This window comes from Neiella holothuriorum, assembly GCF_019457915.1.
Classification (GTDB): Bacteria; Pseudomonadota; Gammaproteobacteria; order Enterobacterales; family Neiellaceae; genus Neiella; species Neiella holothuriorum.
Genome location: NZ_JAHZSS010000013.1, coordinates 18,983 through 33,756, shown reverse-complemented (window position 1 = coordinate 33,756; position 14,774 = coordinate 18,983). Strand labels below are relative to the sequence as shown.

14 protein-coding genes are annotated in these 14,774 nt (G+C 46.1%); all 14 read right to left on the bottom strand.

The genetic code is table 11. The features are described 5' to 3' along the window. Positions 1–59: 59 nt before the first annotated feature. From K0504_RS11340 to K0504_RS11275, 14 genes are read right to left on the bottom strand one after another with little or no spacing between them, the layout of a single operon-like run. Positions 60–572 carry an acyltransferase gene (locus K0504_RS11340; protein ID WP_220104311.1) on the bottom strand — a complete coding sequence of 171 codons (513 nt, stop codon included), beginning with the start codon at positions 570–572 and terminating at the stop codon, positions 60–62. A 53-nt stretch (positions 573–625) separates the two neighbouring features. Beyond that, the gene (locus tag K0504_RS11335; protein ID WP_220104310.1) at positions 626–1,453 is read right to left on the bottom strand and encodes a hypothetical protein; all 828 of its coding nucleotides are present in this window, start codon (positions 1,451–1,453) and stop codon (positions 626–628) included. Position 1,454: 1 nt separating this feature from the next. Further along, positions 1,455–2,789, bottom strand: a complete 1,335-nt coding sequence (locus K0504_RS11330; RefSeq protein ID WP_220104309.1) for an O-antigen ligase family protein — start codon at positions 2,787–2,789, stop codon at positions 1,455–1,457. Between the two features lie 17 nt (positions 2,790–2,806). Next, complete coding sequence (locus K0504_RS11325) at positions 2,807–3,901, bottom strand: acyltransferase family protein (RefSeq protein ID WP_220104308.1); 1,095 nt, start codon at positions 3,899–3,901, stop codon at positions 2,807–2,809. Next, positions 3,892–4,509, bottom strand: a complete 618-nt coding sequence (locus K0504_RS11320) for an SGNH/GDSL hydrolase family protein (RefSeq protein WP_220104307.1) — start codon at positions 4,507–4,509, stop codon at positions 3,892–3,894. The genes K0504_RS11325 and K0504_RS11320 overlap by 10 nt, the downstream gene beginning before the upstream one ends. Next, a complete protein-coding gene (locus tag K0504_RS11315; RefSeq protein WP_220104306.1) occupies positions 4,509–5,387 on the bottom strand; it encodes a sulfotransferase family protein in 879 nt (292 codons plus the stop codon). Before K0504_RS11315 ends, K0504_RS11320 begins: the two co-directional genes overlap by 1 nt. Before the next feature lie 39 nt (positions 5,388–5,426). Beyond that, complete coding sequence (locus tag K0504_RS11310; RefSeq protein ID WP_220104305.1) at positions 5,427–6,203, bottom strand: hypothetical protein; 777 nt, start codon at positions 6,201–6,203, stop codon at positions 5,427–5,429. 40 nt (positions 6,204–6,243) lie between these two features. Continuing rightward, a complete protein-coding gene (locus tag K0504_RS11305) occupies positions 6,244–7,695 on the bottom strand; it encodes an oligosaccharide flippase family protein (protein ID WP_220104304.1) in 1,452 nt (483 codons plus the stop codon). A 21-nt stretch (positions 7,696–7,716) separates the two neighbouring features. Next, a complete protein-coding gene (locus tag K0504_RS11300) occupies positions 7,717–8,604 on the bottom strand; it encodes a glycosyltransferase family A protein (RefSeq protein WP_220104303.1) in 888 nt (295 codons plus the stop codon). A gap of 25 nt (positions 8,605–8,629) precedes the next feature. After that, positions 8,630–9,742: a glycosyltransferase family 4 protein gene (locus tag K0504_RS11295; RefSeq protein WP_220104302.1), complete on the bottom strand. Its 1,113-nt coding sequence runs from the start codon at positions 9,740–9,742 to the stop codon at positions 8,630–8,632. Further along, positions 9,735–11,630, bottom strand: coding sequence for an asparagine synthase (glutamine-hydrolyzing) (gene asnB / locus K0504_RS11290; RefSeq protein ID WP_220104301.1), 1,896 nt, complete (start codon positions 11,628–11,630; stop codon positions 9,735–9,737). Before asnB ends, K0504_RS11295 begins: the two co-directional genes overlap by 8 nt. A gap of 4 nt (positions 11,631–11,634) precedes the next feature. After that, positions 11,635–12,675 carry a sulfotransferase gene (locus K0504_RS11285; RefSeq protein ID WP_220104300.1) on the bottom strand — a complete coding sequence of 347 codons (1,041 nt, stop codon included), beginning with the start codon at positions 12,673–12,675 and terminating at the stop codon, positions 11,635–11,637. Positions 12,676–12,719: 44 nt separating this feature from the next. Next, positions 12,720–13,766: a GNAT family N-acetyltransferase gene (locus K0504_RS18570; protein ID WP_220104299.1), complete on the bottom strand. Its 1,047-nt coding sequence runs from the start codon at positions 13,764–13,766 to the stop codon at positions 12,720–12,722. Beyond that, positions 13,763–14,770: a polysaccharide deacetylase family protein gene (locus K0504_RS11275; protein ID WP_220104298.1), complete on the bottom strand. Its 1,008-nt coding sequence runs from the start codon at positions 14,768–14,770 to the stop codon at positions 13,763–13,765. The genes K0504_RS18570 and K0504_RS11275 overlap by 4 nt, the downstream gene beginning before the upstream one ends. Positions 14,771–14,774 lie beyond the last annotated feature (4 nt).

Below are 14,774 nucleotides of genomic sequence, written 5' to 3'. Positions count from 1 at the left end.
ATCACTCAGAGTCACGATCAAATTCTGATTTTCTGGTTTATTTCAAATATGAAACTGGCTTAGCTAGAGAACTTTGACAGAAAGTAGTTCCGCTTATCCAGAGGAGCCATCTTTTTCGTTTGGGTGACGTGAGGTTCCATGCCACTGCGATAGTCATCAATGCTTTTGATAAATCGAGCCGGAACTCCGGCTACTACGGTATTAGACGGAATATTCTTGGTTACGACGGAGTAGGCCCCGATCACCACATTATCACCAACAGTCACCCCTGGCATCATGACAACACCATGGCCAATAAAAACATTGCAGCCAACCTTAATGGGCCTGACGACATCAATGTCTGGTTCTGCTTTTCGGAAAACCCAAACCCCGCCGTCATGGTTAATGAAGGTCACGTTGGTCAAACTAACATGATCCCCTAGCTCGATTAAATAAGGCTCACTACCAAAATCATTGCACCCGACAAAACGGCACCCCTTGCCAATACGCACACCAGCAGCCCTTGCTAGCTCAATGGGTTTTCGGTGTGCGGGTAAAAATAGAAATTTTAGAGCGCGAAGCAGGTTAAACATTTCTCAGTCCTTTATAGGAATCTTTTCACTATTTAATGAACAGCTAAAAGACTCTAATTTGCTTTCTTATTTGTTGATAGCCTACGGAGCAACAGCCAAGATAAAAATACAAGGACAATAGGGAGCGGCCACTTAAGCCAATAGGCTAAGTATTCAAAGTAATACTTTTTGGTAATGAAATGACTCACCCCATCCCACTCTTTAAAGGACTGATTGTAAACACGGTTTAGAATCCCAACATCCCTAGCACCGTAACCTTGCTCCGAATATGGAATGTTGATCAAGCTTGGCTGCGTTTGAATTGCAGCGGGACTTGGACCTATCACTACTCCAAAGTCAGGGTCATAAGTCACAGTTGAGCCATCTTCAAAATAAGCTGCAACAATAACATGGCCTGGAAATGTGATAATTTGATTGCTGATCCCCTGCAGGTCAAGGAGTTGCGACATAATCATAGAAGCGTCGCCACAGATGCCAATTCCTCTCTCTAAACTACGCTCATAATCTGCAAAGTGGTATCGGTGATATTCAGGAATGCTGGTGAGCTTTGCCATAAAGTAGAGGATGTAATTTTCCCAAATGGGGATCCGTTGGTTGTACTTCCCCGGCTCAAATTGCTTCCACTCCACATGCGCAAGGCCCTTGGCAATAACCTGAGTAATACGGCCTGCGTATTCTTTGTCTGACTCTTCTGCTCGCCGTTTGATGCCCGCTAAAGTCTCTTGGAGGGAGAGCTCTATGTCGTTACGAAAACGTAAGTCTTGTTCAGGAATGCTGCTCGGACGAACATCCAGAAACAGACCTATCACGTTGGCCGCACTCAATCCGAGACCAAGAATCAGGAAGAAAACACAACCTGCCGATAATAAGTACTTTTTCATTTTAGCCATCGCCCCGAACACTTTTCTGAACTAGCGGCCTTGTCTTAAGTACATAGACATTGTACGCACATGCAGTGTACAAAATGCACCAGTACAAAACTTCAGCTCTCATACGATTCAAGAAAGTCATGGCAATGACAAAGGCGATCAGGGCCCCTTCAATCGCAATCACTTTAAAATAATCATCCACCTGACCAGTATCTTTTAATACCCTTTTGCACTGCTTAGTAGATCTTAGGCTAGCCCAGATCATCATGCACATGACAAACAGTCCTATAAACCCCGTTTCCGTTAACGTCTCGAACCAGGAGGAGTGAACCGACCGATGTCGGCTTCCGCCAGTATCAATGTCCTCCGGGATATAATAAGGCGCATAGAAATTAAAGGCCCGAAAGCCCGCCCCCATAGGGTGATCTTTGGACATTTCCCAAGCGGATGCCCAAAAGATAAAACGAGTACTACCGCTCTCGGACTCGTCATCATAGGTTTGCTCTGAGGAATGGGTCGCCATGGTGTGCATTCTCTCGATAAACGAGGAGTCCATAATTTTCACAGCGCCGAGCAAACCAACAATGGTTATGAAGACCGCGAATTTCTTCTGGTTCTTTCGTTGAAAGCTGGAAAAGTACATGTGGTACATGAAGTAGGCAATGCTTAGTGCCACAGCCAAGAAGGCTCCTCGACTATTGATAAGCACAATGCCATTGGCAATAAATACACCAGCAAATGCCAAGGCAACTCTTGATTTCAAGTCAGCGCGAATCCAGAAGTAGTAAAGGCAAAGTACTAGACTCGGAGCAATAGCCGCAGCAATACCATTAGCATCGGGGGAGTCAACAGTACCGATGCCCTCAACTCGTCCTGATGAGTTTCTCCCAGTCTGAAATGCCACAATTCCGATGTACCAACTGCCGAAGATATAGCCCCACAGAGCCCAATCAATTTTCTTCGCGCTATCAACCAACTTATAGGCAATACAAACAATCAGCATCATCTTGAGGTAATAGATAGTTGCTTGGTGGTGAAAGTCTGGAAGCACTGCATTGACTGTAACTAAAAGATAGAGCAGGCCGAGCATTAACATCCACCGCAGCTGGGGTACCTTAAATATAGGGTTTTGATTGGCCTGCTTAAAAGTCAGCGCAAAGATGACAAACATCGCTAGCACGACAAACATAGAGTAAGGCAGGTTAGGCACCATAAAACTCCACCACCTAACCTTGGGGTTGAAAAAGTAAACAGCCTCATAGAGCACAAAAATCATCGCTGGGTTTCGCCACAGCGAATAAATCAAGCCCGTCAGGTAGGTGCTAAAAAATAGTAATACGTGCAGCATCTGCTATATGCGCCCCGTTACTTGCCATTAAATAGGTAGGATAACATGGGTAACCTTGTTATCAGGTTGTCGTGCAGCCAAAGGGTACAGATAGGTACTAGGATCACTAACAACATAAAACCTAACCAAGGGATGCAGTTCACTTTAACCAACAGAAGGCCAAATGCTATCACTAGCACGTGATGAAATAGGTAAACAGAATAGGAAGCTCCTGACAGCGTCATCCAAAACTTTGAGTTATGGTTGAAAAACCTTCTAAATAGGCTGAAACAAGTGGTGACACTGACCCATGTTAGCAGCGCGTGACTATATTCCGTCAGGATGACATTTTCGTTTGCTAATCGGACAGCCGAGCTTTGCAGCCAGGCAGCTAAGACAAGAGCAGTGAAGTTTAACCACAGGGGAATGCCAGCAAAGCGAGCCAACAATTCTTTGTTTAGCGCGAGAACAATCCCAAATAGAAAGAAGGGTAGGAACTTTAGCAAGCTGTAAAGCTTAATCACGCCATAATATTCAGCATAAAGAGGGAACCCTAAGTGGTTAGTTGCTAGCACCGCGATACTCGCAAACGGCAGTAAAAGCAGAATGATCACCATGGGGAGTCGCATACAGGCGACCTCCAGCCTATGGCCTATCCCATAAAAAATTCGCCCAAACAGTTTGGCGAACAGTGCGATGACTGTAAAATAAATCATTAAGTTAATAAGGAACCAAAGGTGCGAAACATATTGGCCTCGCATTAGATAACTCGCCCACTCTAATTCGCGCCAGCCCGAAGCATCCAGCAACAGGGACTGTCCAGTATTGATAACAATTGCCACGGTAAAAAAAGGAACCAGTAGCCGTTCACTTCTCACCTTCCAGAATTTACTGACACCATAACGTTTCAAAGTAAAGAGACAAAAATAGCCGGACACAACAAAGAATGCTGGCATCCGAAATATGTGGATCAGCTCACTCAAGTAGCTGGCTAAAAACCAAGAATTGTCCGCATAGATCAGCCAATTCTGGTCACTACTAAATACATTTGCAGAATGAATCACCACCCCTAACATCATTAAGACTGCCCGCATGGCATCAATAAAATAAAGTCGGCTACCAGTTACAGACATGCGCTATTTACCTTAGATAGAAAGACATCGTATCCGGCTCGAGAAAGGTGTATACCATCAGATAAATACGAAGAAACTGGGTAACTGACCTCATGAACGTGCAACATGGGTTCAGTGGATGACAACTCTCTTAAAAGCCGATTCAGAGCCTGAAACTTAGCCCAGTACGCAGATCGCTTGGGCGATAGTTTGACGGCAATAACATGGATGGTGGCAGTACGATAATCGAGTTTAAGGCGCTCAATTACTGCTAAATAGCTTTGATAGGTTTGCGCTACAGTCCTTCCCTGACTCAAATCATTTTCTCCAGCATAAAGCAGAATATTCTCCGGCGCGTTCTGCAAAGTTCCAAGCTTAAGGTAAACCATGAGATCTTTGATTTGTGAATTTGGAATTCCTCGGTTCAACCAAGAACCGCACGCTAATTGAGACTCCTGCAAGCGGTATATGGAGGAGCTTCCCATCATCAGGTTTTTCTGAGGTTGCTGTTCGAATAGATCAGTAAATGCATACTTTACGATCACTTTGTCGCTGGGCTGAAGGCAATGGTTCCAGAGCATATATCCCGCCAGAACAAGCGCAACCAGAGCCAAAGTCAGCCATCGCATTAGTCAGCATCTCGCTTTAATAGCTTTTCGCGCTCTTTATAGAGCGCTTTTGTTTGCCATACGCTCTTGCGCCAGCGGTATTGGATTTGAATTTCACCAATGATCTTCTGATGCCACTTAAAATAGAAGAGATGCAGCCAAGAGAGGGCTATCTTCTTACCCACTCTGGCATACCCTAGCTGCTCTAGCAGGTCACCTGCCACATGCTCGACAACGTTGATCTCAAATTTGGACAGCCTGTTTTTCCACTTTTCAGCCAACTTCTTATCCGGCTTCTTGAAGGTATTGATGTTTTCCCTTTGTTTGCCGAAGTCGCTTGCCTGCTGATCATAATTGAGCATCTTGTCGGAAAGATCTTTACCTAGAAAGTCACACACCTTTTGCAGCTCATTCTCTAGGTTATCGATCAGATCTTCATAACGAATGAACAAGAAGCAGCCCGGCCTTTCCGCCATAAAGGCCAATTGCTCTTCGACTTCTCGCTTCCAGCGCTGAGCTCCGTAGTAGGCATTGGTTCCAAGTCCCCACTTGTTTTCCATATAAGAGTTAGTCACACCACGACCATCTCGCACAATGATGATGAACTTGGACTCTGGTAAAAAGCCACGGAGCACATCAATGTATTCGGTCAATTGAGGATCTTTCAAACCCCATAACAAATCCGGTTGCTGACCAATCTTTTCATTCAAATCTGTTTCAGCTTCGATATAAAGCTGCTTTTTAATACCATTAATCACGGCTTCATTAGAGCTGGAGTTTGCAAATACCTTGGGCAGATCCAATTCATTTTGAATAAAGATCGACGGGTGTGCAGACAGCACTCGTGTCAGCAGAGTGGTGCCAGACCTCTGGGTGCCCATGATGAAAACTGGTGACATGTTAAAGACCTATCTCTTTTTTTATGGAGTCAATTCAACTTACTTTAAGGCAAATTTAGCCTTAAAACTTGCACCTATCTTACGCCCTTTCAAATAGGGCTTTAAAAAGGCTTTTAACGCTTTCCAGGGGCTGTCCCGCCACTTGTCGCTGATATTGTCACCAGAGCCCAGCACGTAAGCCAGCAGTGGTTTTTTCAGATTGGCGTAAGGAAGCTTCAGTTCAGTTTTGAAAAATTCTGCAATCTGCATGTGTGGGTAGCGGCTCCAAGGCACTCCTATCAAGCCTTCAACGGAAAGTTCCTGGGGGATTAGAATATATTCACGAGCTACCACTGAGGTAGAGCCGCAATAGAGTGATAAATTATCGATGGGTATGACTCGATTTGCCCTCTGATAGACGATAAAACCACCATCAATTATTAAGCCGGCTCTCCCTTTGGCCTCTGTAAGCACTGTTTCGACAAAATCATCGGCAAGCAGATCATCTGAATCTAAACCATACCAGAATGCAATCTCTGGAGATGAGCTTAATAGTTGCAGGCCTCTGGCAATCTTCAGGTTTTTATCTTTGATCAGCTCCTTGTGGGTAAAGTCCGGAGCACTTCGATTCGGCACAGCAAAATCAACCGTGGCAAATTGAATGTGTTTAAAGCGTTCCGCAAAGCCTTCAGGAATGTCATGCCCCACCACAACAGCTTGGTATTGTCCGGAGGTCTGTTGTGCTATCGAACACAAAGTGGCCGCCAGTGCATCACTGGTAACCTGCCAATCTCTGGAGATGGCTTTTGATTTAAGTGGAATTACAATACCAAGCATCTTTCTCTACTTATTTTCAGTGGTTGTTGTCACAGCCAATCTAGGCTCTCATCAACTTATTTTTGAGTGCCACTCCAACCCTTAAGATCTCATCTCCTAGCGGATGGCGAACTAATAGAACCCCTCCTAACCAGCTTGTCATGGAGACGATAGCCACCACCAACAAAGCGACCAACACGGGGATCGATTTATAATCAATAAACTGGTCCACTCCTGCTACGGCTGCGACACAAATGGCAGCCACAGCAAAGTTCTGAAAGTGAACACTAACCTGTTTATAGATACTGAAACTCATTAATCGCTTCAGCATAGAGATGGTTATCAAAAAGGTAATTGTTGCTGTTCCAATTGCTCCATAAGTCACAGCTTGAAGCCCATAGGGATACAGGAAATAGATGGAAAGAGCCGTGACACAAAACAAAACAATATCGCGATATAAAACCTGCCTTTCAAATCCCGCTGTGATCAACACTGTAATAGCCATGCCGATCATGTTGTGAATGATTGTAGCTACACAAAGTGCGCTTACTAAGGGGGCACTCTCTATCCATTGCTCGCCAAACATTGCCACAATCACGACGTAGCTCGCGTAACTCGAAACAGCAAGGGCAGGAATCATAATTCCAGCCATCATTTTAGTTGTGAGCAAATAAGGGCCGATCAGATCAACTCTGTTCCTCCGCTTTTCAGACAAATAAGGCCCAATGACCGGGCGAATGCCGCTATTAATGGTCATGGAAAGGAAATTAATGTACCCCATACCGCGAGAGTAAAACGCGACCTCCCGGGAGGTTCCCACCTTACCAATAATCAGGTCAGGCAGAGCGCGAGTAATTTGCCGAATAAAGTTGGCAACAGTTACCAGCATGCCAAACTTAAAGATCACATGGGTATTTTTAAAGGCTGGCAGTTTCTGGTAATACTTTGGTTTAAACCACAGAACCAGTAGTAGCTCCAGCAAGTTGTTGATGATCACCGATAAAGCCAAAGAGAAATAGCTAAGCCCTAGAGATATTAGAATCACGACACTTGCGAGCTGACCTAAGCGGCTGACAATGTCGATCACCAAAATTTGGCTGAACCTAAAATCTCTCTCTAAAAGGGATTTTCCAACTCCGATGTGAGGTGCTAAGAAGAAGCTTGCGGCTAGCAGCACGACGATAATGGCAATGTCCGGCTTTTGGTAAAATTGCTCGATACTCCAAGCGCTGACAACCAGTAAGGCTCCAACACTCCAAGAAATCATACAGCTCACTCCTAGGGCTTTCCCTACCGTTTCGCTGTCAATTTCCTTTTCTCGGATTAGGTAGGTTCCCGCGCCGAAGGACTTGAGCTCTCCGGCAATAAGCACCAGAGCACTAGCAATGGCATAAACCCCTAACTCGTCTGGAGTTAGCAGGCGAGAAACAATAATGACTGAAATTAGCGCAACCAGCCGTCCAAAGTACTTGGAGGTCACGGAGTAGACTAACGATTTCCTTAAATCACTCATATTTACAACTCATTTCACCGGCTAGAACCGATTTGTTCCTGTGCGCTTACTCTGATACCACTTGTAACTGGAAAACCACCCGGTCAATATGTCCCTAATCTGATTTGCCAGCGATGGCTTACGCGCACTCATATAGTCTTCAGGCAATGAAAATGTTTCAATAAAATGTTGGTCAATCGGCAAACCATGAGAAAACCCTGCTGTTCCTGAGACATTTTCACCTGTCCCTTGAATCCAGCACGCCGTCCGTAGAGGGATTGCTTTGGGCTCAACACCTTCAGCTTTGAAATGACGGTAATTGATGGTGTGGTTACAAATCAGTTTTAGAATGAAATATTCAGAAGTCCCTTCAATAAGCCCTTCTTGAGAAGAGTGCTCATTGATTTCGCCCTTAATATCGGCATGATCCATTAGGTAGGTGTAGTCATATACAAAAGTACTCCCACAGTACCGAGAGAGACCGCTGATTTTACGGTAATCTTTTTTACCGTGGTCAACCACATAGCCTTTATCCACATACCAGACGGGGTATTTGGGCTGACTCGCTAAACAGTGAACCAGTTCCTTATTGACCCAATCATCAGAGTCGATGATATAGACGTAGTCAGGGTTGAAGCGCTTAGCGTAAAGAAGCCCCGACATGTATTTGGTGCCCTTGTCTTTAAACTTAGGAGCCGCTTCAAGAGCTGAGGCTTTTTGCTTTGAGGGCACAGGGAAGTCCACCACATGGAAATGAATTCTGGGGTCTTCAATTGCGACTTTTGGCAGACTGTTACATACCACTACCACCTGAAAGTCAGGGTTCGTTTGGCCGCAAATAGAGGTGAGAGTGACCGTCAACAAACGCTCAACTTTAGCAAAGTCGTTGGCATTATCCGGGTGCCGTATCGAAGTTAAAAAAACGAACATAACTATTCCATGATTAATGAGTACCTTACTCTACGCAGGCCAGATAGAGGCCCTGGTAGGCAAGGTTCATTTGACGATTGGTAAATAGGTCGTCAAATCGTTTAAATGCATTTTGACTCATCTTTTGAGCCATGGTGGGGTCGGACAAGATCTGAGCCAACTTCTGAGCAAAATCATCTATGTCATCATTAGCCGACACTAAGCCATTGGCCTGATGTTCGATAATCTCTGCGTTGCCTCCTGCATCAGTCACGACGCATGGCTTGCCAAGCGACATTGCCTCTAACAGAGTCATGGACGTCCCTTCACTAAGTGAGGAGAGTAAAAACAGATCCATGGTCGCAATATAATTAGCCGGTGCGGAGATGTAACCGGTAAAGATCACTTGGCGAGAGATAGAGAGCTCTTCCACTAACTGCCCTAAGGTTTCTCGCATTTCTCCATCCCCCACAATCAGCAGGTAAGTGTTCGGGGCCTTTTCAAGCACTTTTCGGAAGGCTTTAACCATCATCACCTGGTTTTTAATGGGGTCTAAGCGAGCTACTGTGCCGACGACCTTGGCATCATCAGGGATCCCTAAGCTCTCTTTGGTGGCTTGAACAGCAGAAGCATCAAGGCGCAACCGATGAATGCCGTTGTAGATCACTTCAATTTTTCGCTCTGGAATGAATTCAAACTCCACCAGCGCCTGTTTTGTAGCCTTGGAAATTGCGGTAACCGCATCCGTTGCTCTGACCAGCCAGGGGTTAATCAACCTACGCTTCCAGCTGGAGCAGTCAGGAAAGAAGCGGCCATGCTCGGTAAAAATAATCTTTGTTTTGAGCCCCAATGCAGCTAGCGCCCCGTACACCCAAGGGGTGTATTGGTGACACTGAATAATATCAATCTGCTGTCGCTTTAAATGCTGACGAATAGCTTTGATCAAAGAACGGTCAAACCCAGGCTGCCGCTCGTGACAAAAAATGGCTGTGCCGCTTTGTTGAAGCTCTTTCCCCCAGGGGCCCAGAGGTGATTCGATACAAAAGATCGACATCTCTACTTTATCTGGCGCGGAACCTTCGATGATGTTTTTGATCACCATTTCAGTCCCTCCTATACGCATGTCATAGGTCAGATGAAGCACCTTGAGCTTAGCCATTCACCGAAGTCCTCATGTACTTAGCCCACCACATCTGGAACATCAGCATGCTCCACAGCAACGCACCGTGGTCGTATTTCCTAGACTGGTGCTGATACCATAAGCGGCGAACCTCCTCCATATCGAAGAAAGAAGATAGGCCATCGCTTTGCTGCAACAGATACCTCTCCGCCAGCTCTTTAATCTCTCCTCGGAACCAAGAGGCTAAAGGTACCGAGAAGCCCATTTTCTTGCGGTAAAGAATGTCATCGGGCAGAAAGCGCTTAAAAGCCTCTTTGAGAATGTGCTTTTTCTCGCCTGCTTTGAATTTCAGCTCTGATGGCAAGGTGGCAGCAAACTCCAGAGTATTCTTGTCTAGAATTGGCGCTCTAACCTCCAACGAGTTGGCCATACTCATGCGATCTACTTTTACCAAAATGCCACCCGGCAGGTAGGTCTTCATGTCGGTGTAGAGTATTTTGGCAAGATGATCAGGTCCGTCCGCTTTTTGGTAGGCTTCAGTGGTAACGGAGGAAGGGTGATAATCACCGAGTTGAGCATGTACTTCCGGCTTCGCAAGCGCAGACCACTGCCGGTCTTCAATTTGTGCATTGGAAAGGTAAAAAGCCATATCCGGCTCCATACTCAAACTGGTGAGTAAGGACTTACCTTTACGACAAACCCTCCAGCTGCTTTTGGAGAGAAGATTGGCCAGTGGAGGGAACACACGTTTGCGGAAGAATTTTGGAAACTTGTTTCTTAGCCTGTTCTCCACCGCATCCACCGAGTATTTTTCATAGCCAGCAAAAACCTCATCTCCTCCATCTCCAGCGATAGCCACCGTTACTTGCTGTCGGGCTAGCTCCGAAACAAAATAGGTTGGAACGAGTGAAGGATCAGCAAAAGGCTCGTCAAAGTAGCTGACGATCTGCTCCAGATTATCTTTGACATTTTGGTGTACCGTAAATTCATGATGCTCAGTCTGGAATTTCTTGGCGACGATACTGGCAAATTCGGTTTCGTTAAATTTCTTTTCATCAAACCCGATGGAGCAGGTTTTAACAGGCTTGTCGCTCTGCTGTGCCATTAAGGCCACGACACCACTGGAGTCGACACCTCCACTTAGGAACGCCCCTAAAGGCACATCTGAAATCATTCGCTGCTTAGTACAGCCAGCAATCACATCCACTAATTGTTCAGTCAGCTCCTCTTCACTGGCTGAGCTTATGTGGCGCATAGAGATATCCCAGTAGGGTTGGATCTCAATGCCCTTGGCGCTAACCAACATATAGTGGGCTGGCGGTAGTTTGTGGATGTGCTGGAAAATACTTTTAGGATCTGGAATGTATTGATAGGCGAAGAAGTCATAAACCGCATCTAGGCGGATATCTTTCGGCACCTCATTCAGCTCCAAAATAGATTTAATCTCAGAACCAAAAGCGAAACGGCCTTTATGCTCCAGATAATAAAGAGGCTTCTTACCCATTCGATCTCGGGCAATAAAGAGCTCTTGCTTACGCTTGTCCCACAAGGCAAAAGCAAACATACCATTGAGTTTTTGCAGGCAAGCTGTTCCTTCTTTTTCGTAGAGGGAAATGATCACTTCAGTGTCAGTCTTAGTCTTAAACTGAACCCCCTGTTGCTCTAACTCTTGGCGAATTTCCAGAAAATTATAGATTTCGCCATTAAAGACAATGACCAATTGTTCGTCTTCAGAGTACATGGGCTGGTTACCGGCCTCAGACAGATCGAGAATAGCCAAGCGACGATGAGCCAAGCCCACTTTGTCATCTAGGTACTCTCCACCCGCGTCTGGGCCTCTGTGGTAGATAGCACTCCCCATAGCTTGAAGGGTTTTAAGATCCCCTTCCTGATGAGTAAATTGAGTAAAACCGGCAATTCCACACATAGAGCTACTCCTGACTGTCAATCAGCTGATTAAAAAACGGAGTCGCATGTTTGTCGATGTAATGAACGTCCTCATCACTTAGCTCTTTCTTCCAACCTTCGGTATCAAATGACGCCTTTCGGTAGACGCTGTAATACTCGTTGCTGGAGTCTTTCAGAGCTACAGAGCTGGCAGTTTTGCCGGTACTCTGGCCGATAAACGCCTCCACCTGGGGAGAGAAGTCCAACTTAAGGCTTTCAAACAAGGTTTTGCTGCAATCAAATGGCTGCGAGACATACTGATCGTAAAAGCAAAATTGAGCCTGTTGCTGCTCGCTCTGAATCACAACTGCATCTTCGTAATAGACACGCCATTTAATCGCCAAAAATTCAGCCGCGGACATCTGTTCTATTTGTTCTTGCTCTAAAGCTAGAGCTTTCACATAAGGCTTATCCTTGCTGACTTCAAACCAGCGGTTTTTAGCCGTTTGTGAAGCACCATAGATCAACCCCATCGACGCTCCCTTAATGTGGGATGCGATAGCCCCGTAAGGCTCTCTTACCAAAAACAGCACATGCTCAACTCTTAACCCCTTCAGGATCGAGGTCATGTCTGTGGTGGATCGAGTTTCTTTCACTAAGATGCGCCACCCCTCTTTGTAGATCGGGGCTTTGAATAATTTTAGATAGAGAGAAGCAATTGGTTTAACGAGCTTAGCGGCACTCCAAAGGAAGTAGTGCAATTGGGGATGTTTTAATAACCCGTGATCTTTGACAAAAAAAGGAGGTTTATCGGTTTCGACACTGGATTCAGCAATGATCCCAATGGCTTGCTCATAATCGATATCACTCAAACCAGCGTTGTGCTTAATAGCATCGAACAAAGGAGCAGGAAAAGCACTGGCCTGCCGACCTAGTATCTCATGACGATAGACGACTTTAGAGTGCGAGTTGATGATATTCGAAAACCAAGTTGTTCCGGAGCGGGGAAAACCCGCGACAAAAATTATCTCGCTTTTTATCTTACTAGTCATTGGGCTCCATACTTCTTTGTCAATTCTTTCCATAACAGCGCAATGAGCCAAGGAAGGCTCATTCAGCCAGCCGCCTACTAGAGATCAATCTGCTTGCGCAACAGAGGACCTAACTTGGCCGTCCAGCTCAAGGGCATGGTTCGCCAGAGACGAATCACCCACTGCTTCATTGTGCCCTTCAAACGGCTAGTGGAGGCGTGAGTGTCGGTATCCGACGTTTTTAATAACTGGCCGTTCTGATAGGTTTGCCAGTTCAGCGGCCAAGGCTGAGCCCCCCATTGCGATTTAAACTTGTAAGTTCCCTCGCCATAGGTTGAGCGACCAAAATCAAATTCGGTTATTCTGTGTTCAGCACAATAAGCCAAAAGAGCCCAATACAAAAGCATATTTGGCGCGAGACGGTTGAACTCGGACTTGGTGGATGCCCATGGAATAGAGGCTTTTTCACCATTAATAAGGATGATCCCAGCACCGGCGGGTATTTGATCCAAATAGACCACTCCAACTAGACACTGTTCACCGTATTGTTCAATGATTTCCCGGAACCATTTATAGCTGTGGACAGGGGAGCCCAAGGCCCGCATATTGACGAGCATCACCTCATAAAAATGCTGCAGCAACTGTTCACTTCGCCCGGTTTCATAACGCAAGCCATTCTTCTCAGCTTTGCGGACTTGGCTTCTAAGCTTGGATTTAAAACTAGCCAGCAACGCCTCAGAGCTGTCAGGCAACGGTAGGCGCATGCTAACTTTATTGCCCTGATATTGTTTAGCCTCCCCTTGCTTGCCCATGTCGCGGCTTTCCAATATCACGGCGCCTTCAGCAGCAGCTCTATCCAACAGTAATTGTCGAATCTCATGGCTCTGAGCTAATGGTCCTCCCACATCACAAAAAGGTAGGGCACAATACTTCTCTCCGCCAAGCAATCGCTTGAGCCTGACGCAGGGTAGTACGCCAACAATTTGCCCTTCTTGTTCGGCCAGCCAGTACTGCGCTTGATGGCCATAAGCTTTTTGCACAGCCTGCCCCCAGCTGTACTTATGATAGGGAGAGCCCATTGTGTGGCCCGCAACATATTGATCCCAAGCTTGACGATCAGAGGTGTGAGCTAAGCGGATGATCACCTCAATACTCCTTGATTTGAATTTCGTGCCTGTAATATGTCCCGAGCCTCAGAGACAGTACAAAAGCGAAGATTAGCACGCTCGCCAAGGTGCTCAACAACCTTTTGAATACGTGAACAAATCTCGCTTATGGCTCCTTTCGCATCAACCAGCCCAGTGACCCCATCAATCAGGCTAGAGCTATGCAGGTACATGTGGAGCACAGGTTGATCACGCTTCAATAACACGTCCACCAGTGCGTTCATCTCTTTGGCATTGCACAGCTCCGGACTCAGGTAGAGTTTGCGAAACAGCTTTAGGTGCCAAAAGAAACCCACCAAGCGGAAATAGCTAAAAGGAGGGCGAGAAATAAGTTTGTGGATCGCCTCGTACAGTTCAAAGTTCTTTCGGCTAAAACCTACGGACACGGGAAGCTCCAAAATTTCTCGTTGGTCGCCACTATTCAACGGGTTCTGCCACTCTGGCCAGTAGGCATCGAGAGGGCTGGACTCACAGGAAAAAAAATCATTTTTATAAAAAGGATAAACGCTGGAGTCTACGTCAACCCCCCTAGACGCCAACAATCGAAGCGTCTTCTCATCTACTCCCCAACGCCCGGTACGAAAGGATTTTGGTTGTCGCTCAAACACTGTGGTTAGCTTCACCAGCAGCGCGTCCAACTTCGCTGCAACCTGCTCTTCAGGCAGGTTTACCACGTGGGATTCAAACTCCAGAGTTGGACCATAAAAAGGTGGATTGCACCAAGGGTGGAGGTGCGCTCCGAGCTCACTGTCGCCAGGCTCAAGAACGGACTTTAAAACATCCGCAGCTTGCTCATTTGCAGCTACAGCATAATCGGTAAAATAGGTCGGTCTAATGCCCAGTTTACGGCAATGATCTTGGAAAACTGGCAACATGTGGACATTGGCCACAGAGCACTGAGCTTCAGGGAACGGACCACTCCAGTTCCACTCCTCTTCAGTGTCCACGGATAAAACAAATAAAACATCCTTGTGCTTGGCCATAGGG

Coding starts and splice junctions, on each gene's coding strand:
- K0504_RS11340 (WP_220104311.1), bottom strand. CDS start 572: ATGTTTAACCTGCTTCGCGCTCTAAAATTTCTATTTTTACCCGCACAC.
- K0504_RS11335 (WP_220104310.1), bottom strand. CDS start 1,453: ATGAAAAAGTACTTATTATCGGCAGGTTGTGTTTTCTTCCTGATTCTT.
- K0504_RS11330 (WP_220104309.1), bottom strand. CDS start 2,789: ATGCTGCACGTATTACTATTTTTTAGCACCTACCTGACGGGCTTGATT.
- K0504_RS11325 (WP_220104308.1), bottom strand. CDS start 3,901: ATGTCTGTAACTGGTAGCCGACTTTATTTTATTGATGCCATGCGGGCA.
- K0504_RS11320 (WP_220104307.1), bottom strand. CDS start 4,509: ATGCGATGGCTGACTTTGGCTCTGGTTGCGCTTGTTCTGGCGGGATAT.
- K0504_RS11315 (WP_220104306.1), bottom strand. CDS start 5,387: ATGTCACCAGTTTTCATCATGGGCACCCAGAGGTCTGGCACCACTCTG.
- K0504_RS11310 (WP_220104305.1), bottom strand. CDS start 6,203: ATGCTTGGTATTGTAATTCCACTTAAATCAAAAGCCATCTCCAGAGAT.
- K0504_RS11305 (WP_220104304.1), bottom strand. CDS start 7,695: ATGAGTGATTTAAGGAAATCGTTAGTCTACTCCGTGACCTCCAAGTAC.
- K0504_RS11300 (WP_220104303.1), bottom strand. CDS start 8,604: ATGTTCGTTTTTTTAACTTCGATACGGCACCCGGATAATGCCAACGAC.
- K0504_RS11295 (WP_220104302.1), bottom strand. CDS start 9,742: ATGGCTAAGCTCAAGGTGCTTCATCTGACCTATGACATGCGTATAGGA.
- asnB (WP_220104301.1), bottom strand. CDS start 11,630: ATGTGTGGAATTGCCGGTTTTACTCAATTTACTCATCAGGAAGGGGAT.
- K0504_RS11285 (WP_220104300.1), bottom strand. CDS start 12,675: ATGGAAAGAATTGACAAAGAAGTATGGAGCCCAATGACTAGTAAGATA.
- K0504_RS11275 (WP_220104298.1), bottom strand. CDS start 14,770: ATGGCCAAGCACAAGGATGTTTTATTTGTTTTATCCGTGGACACTGAA.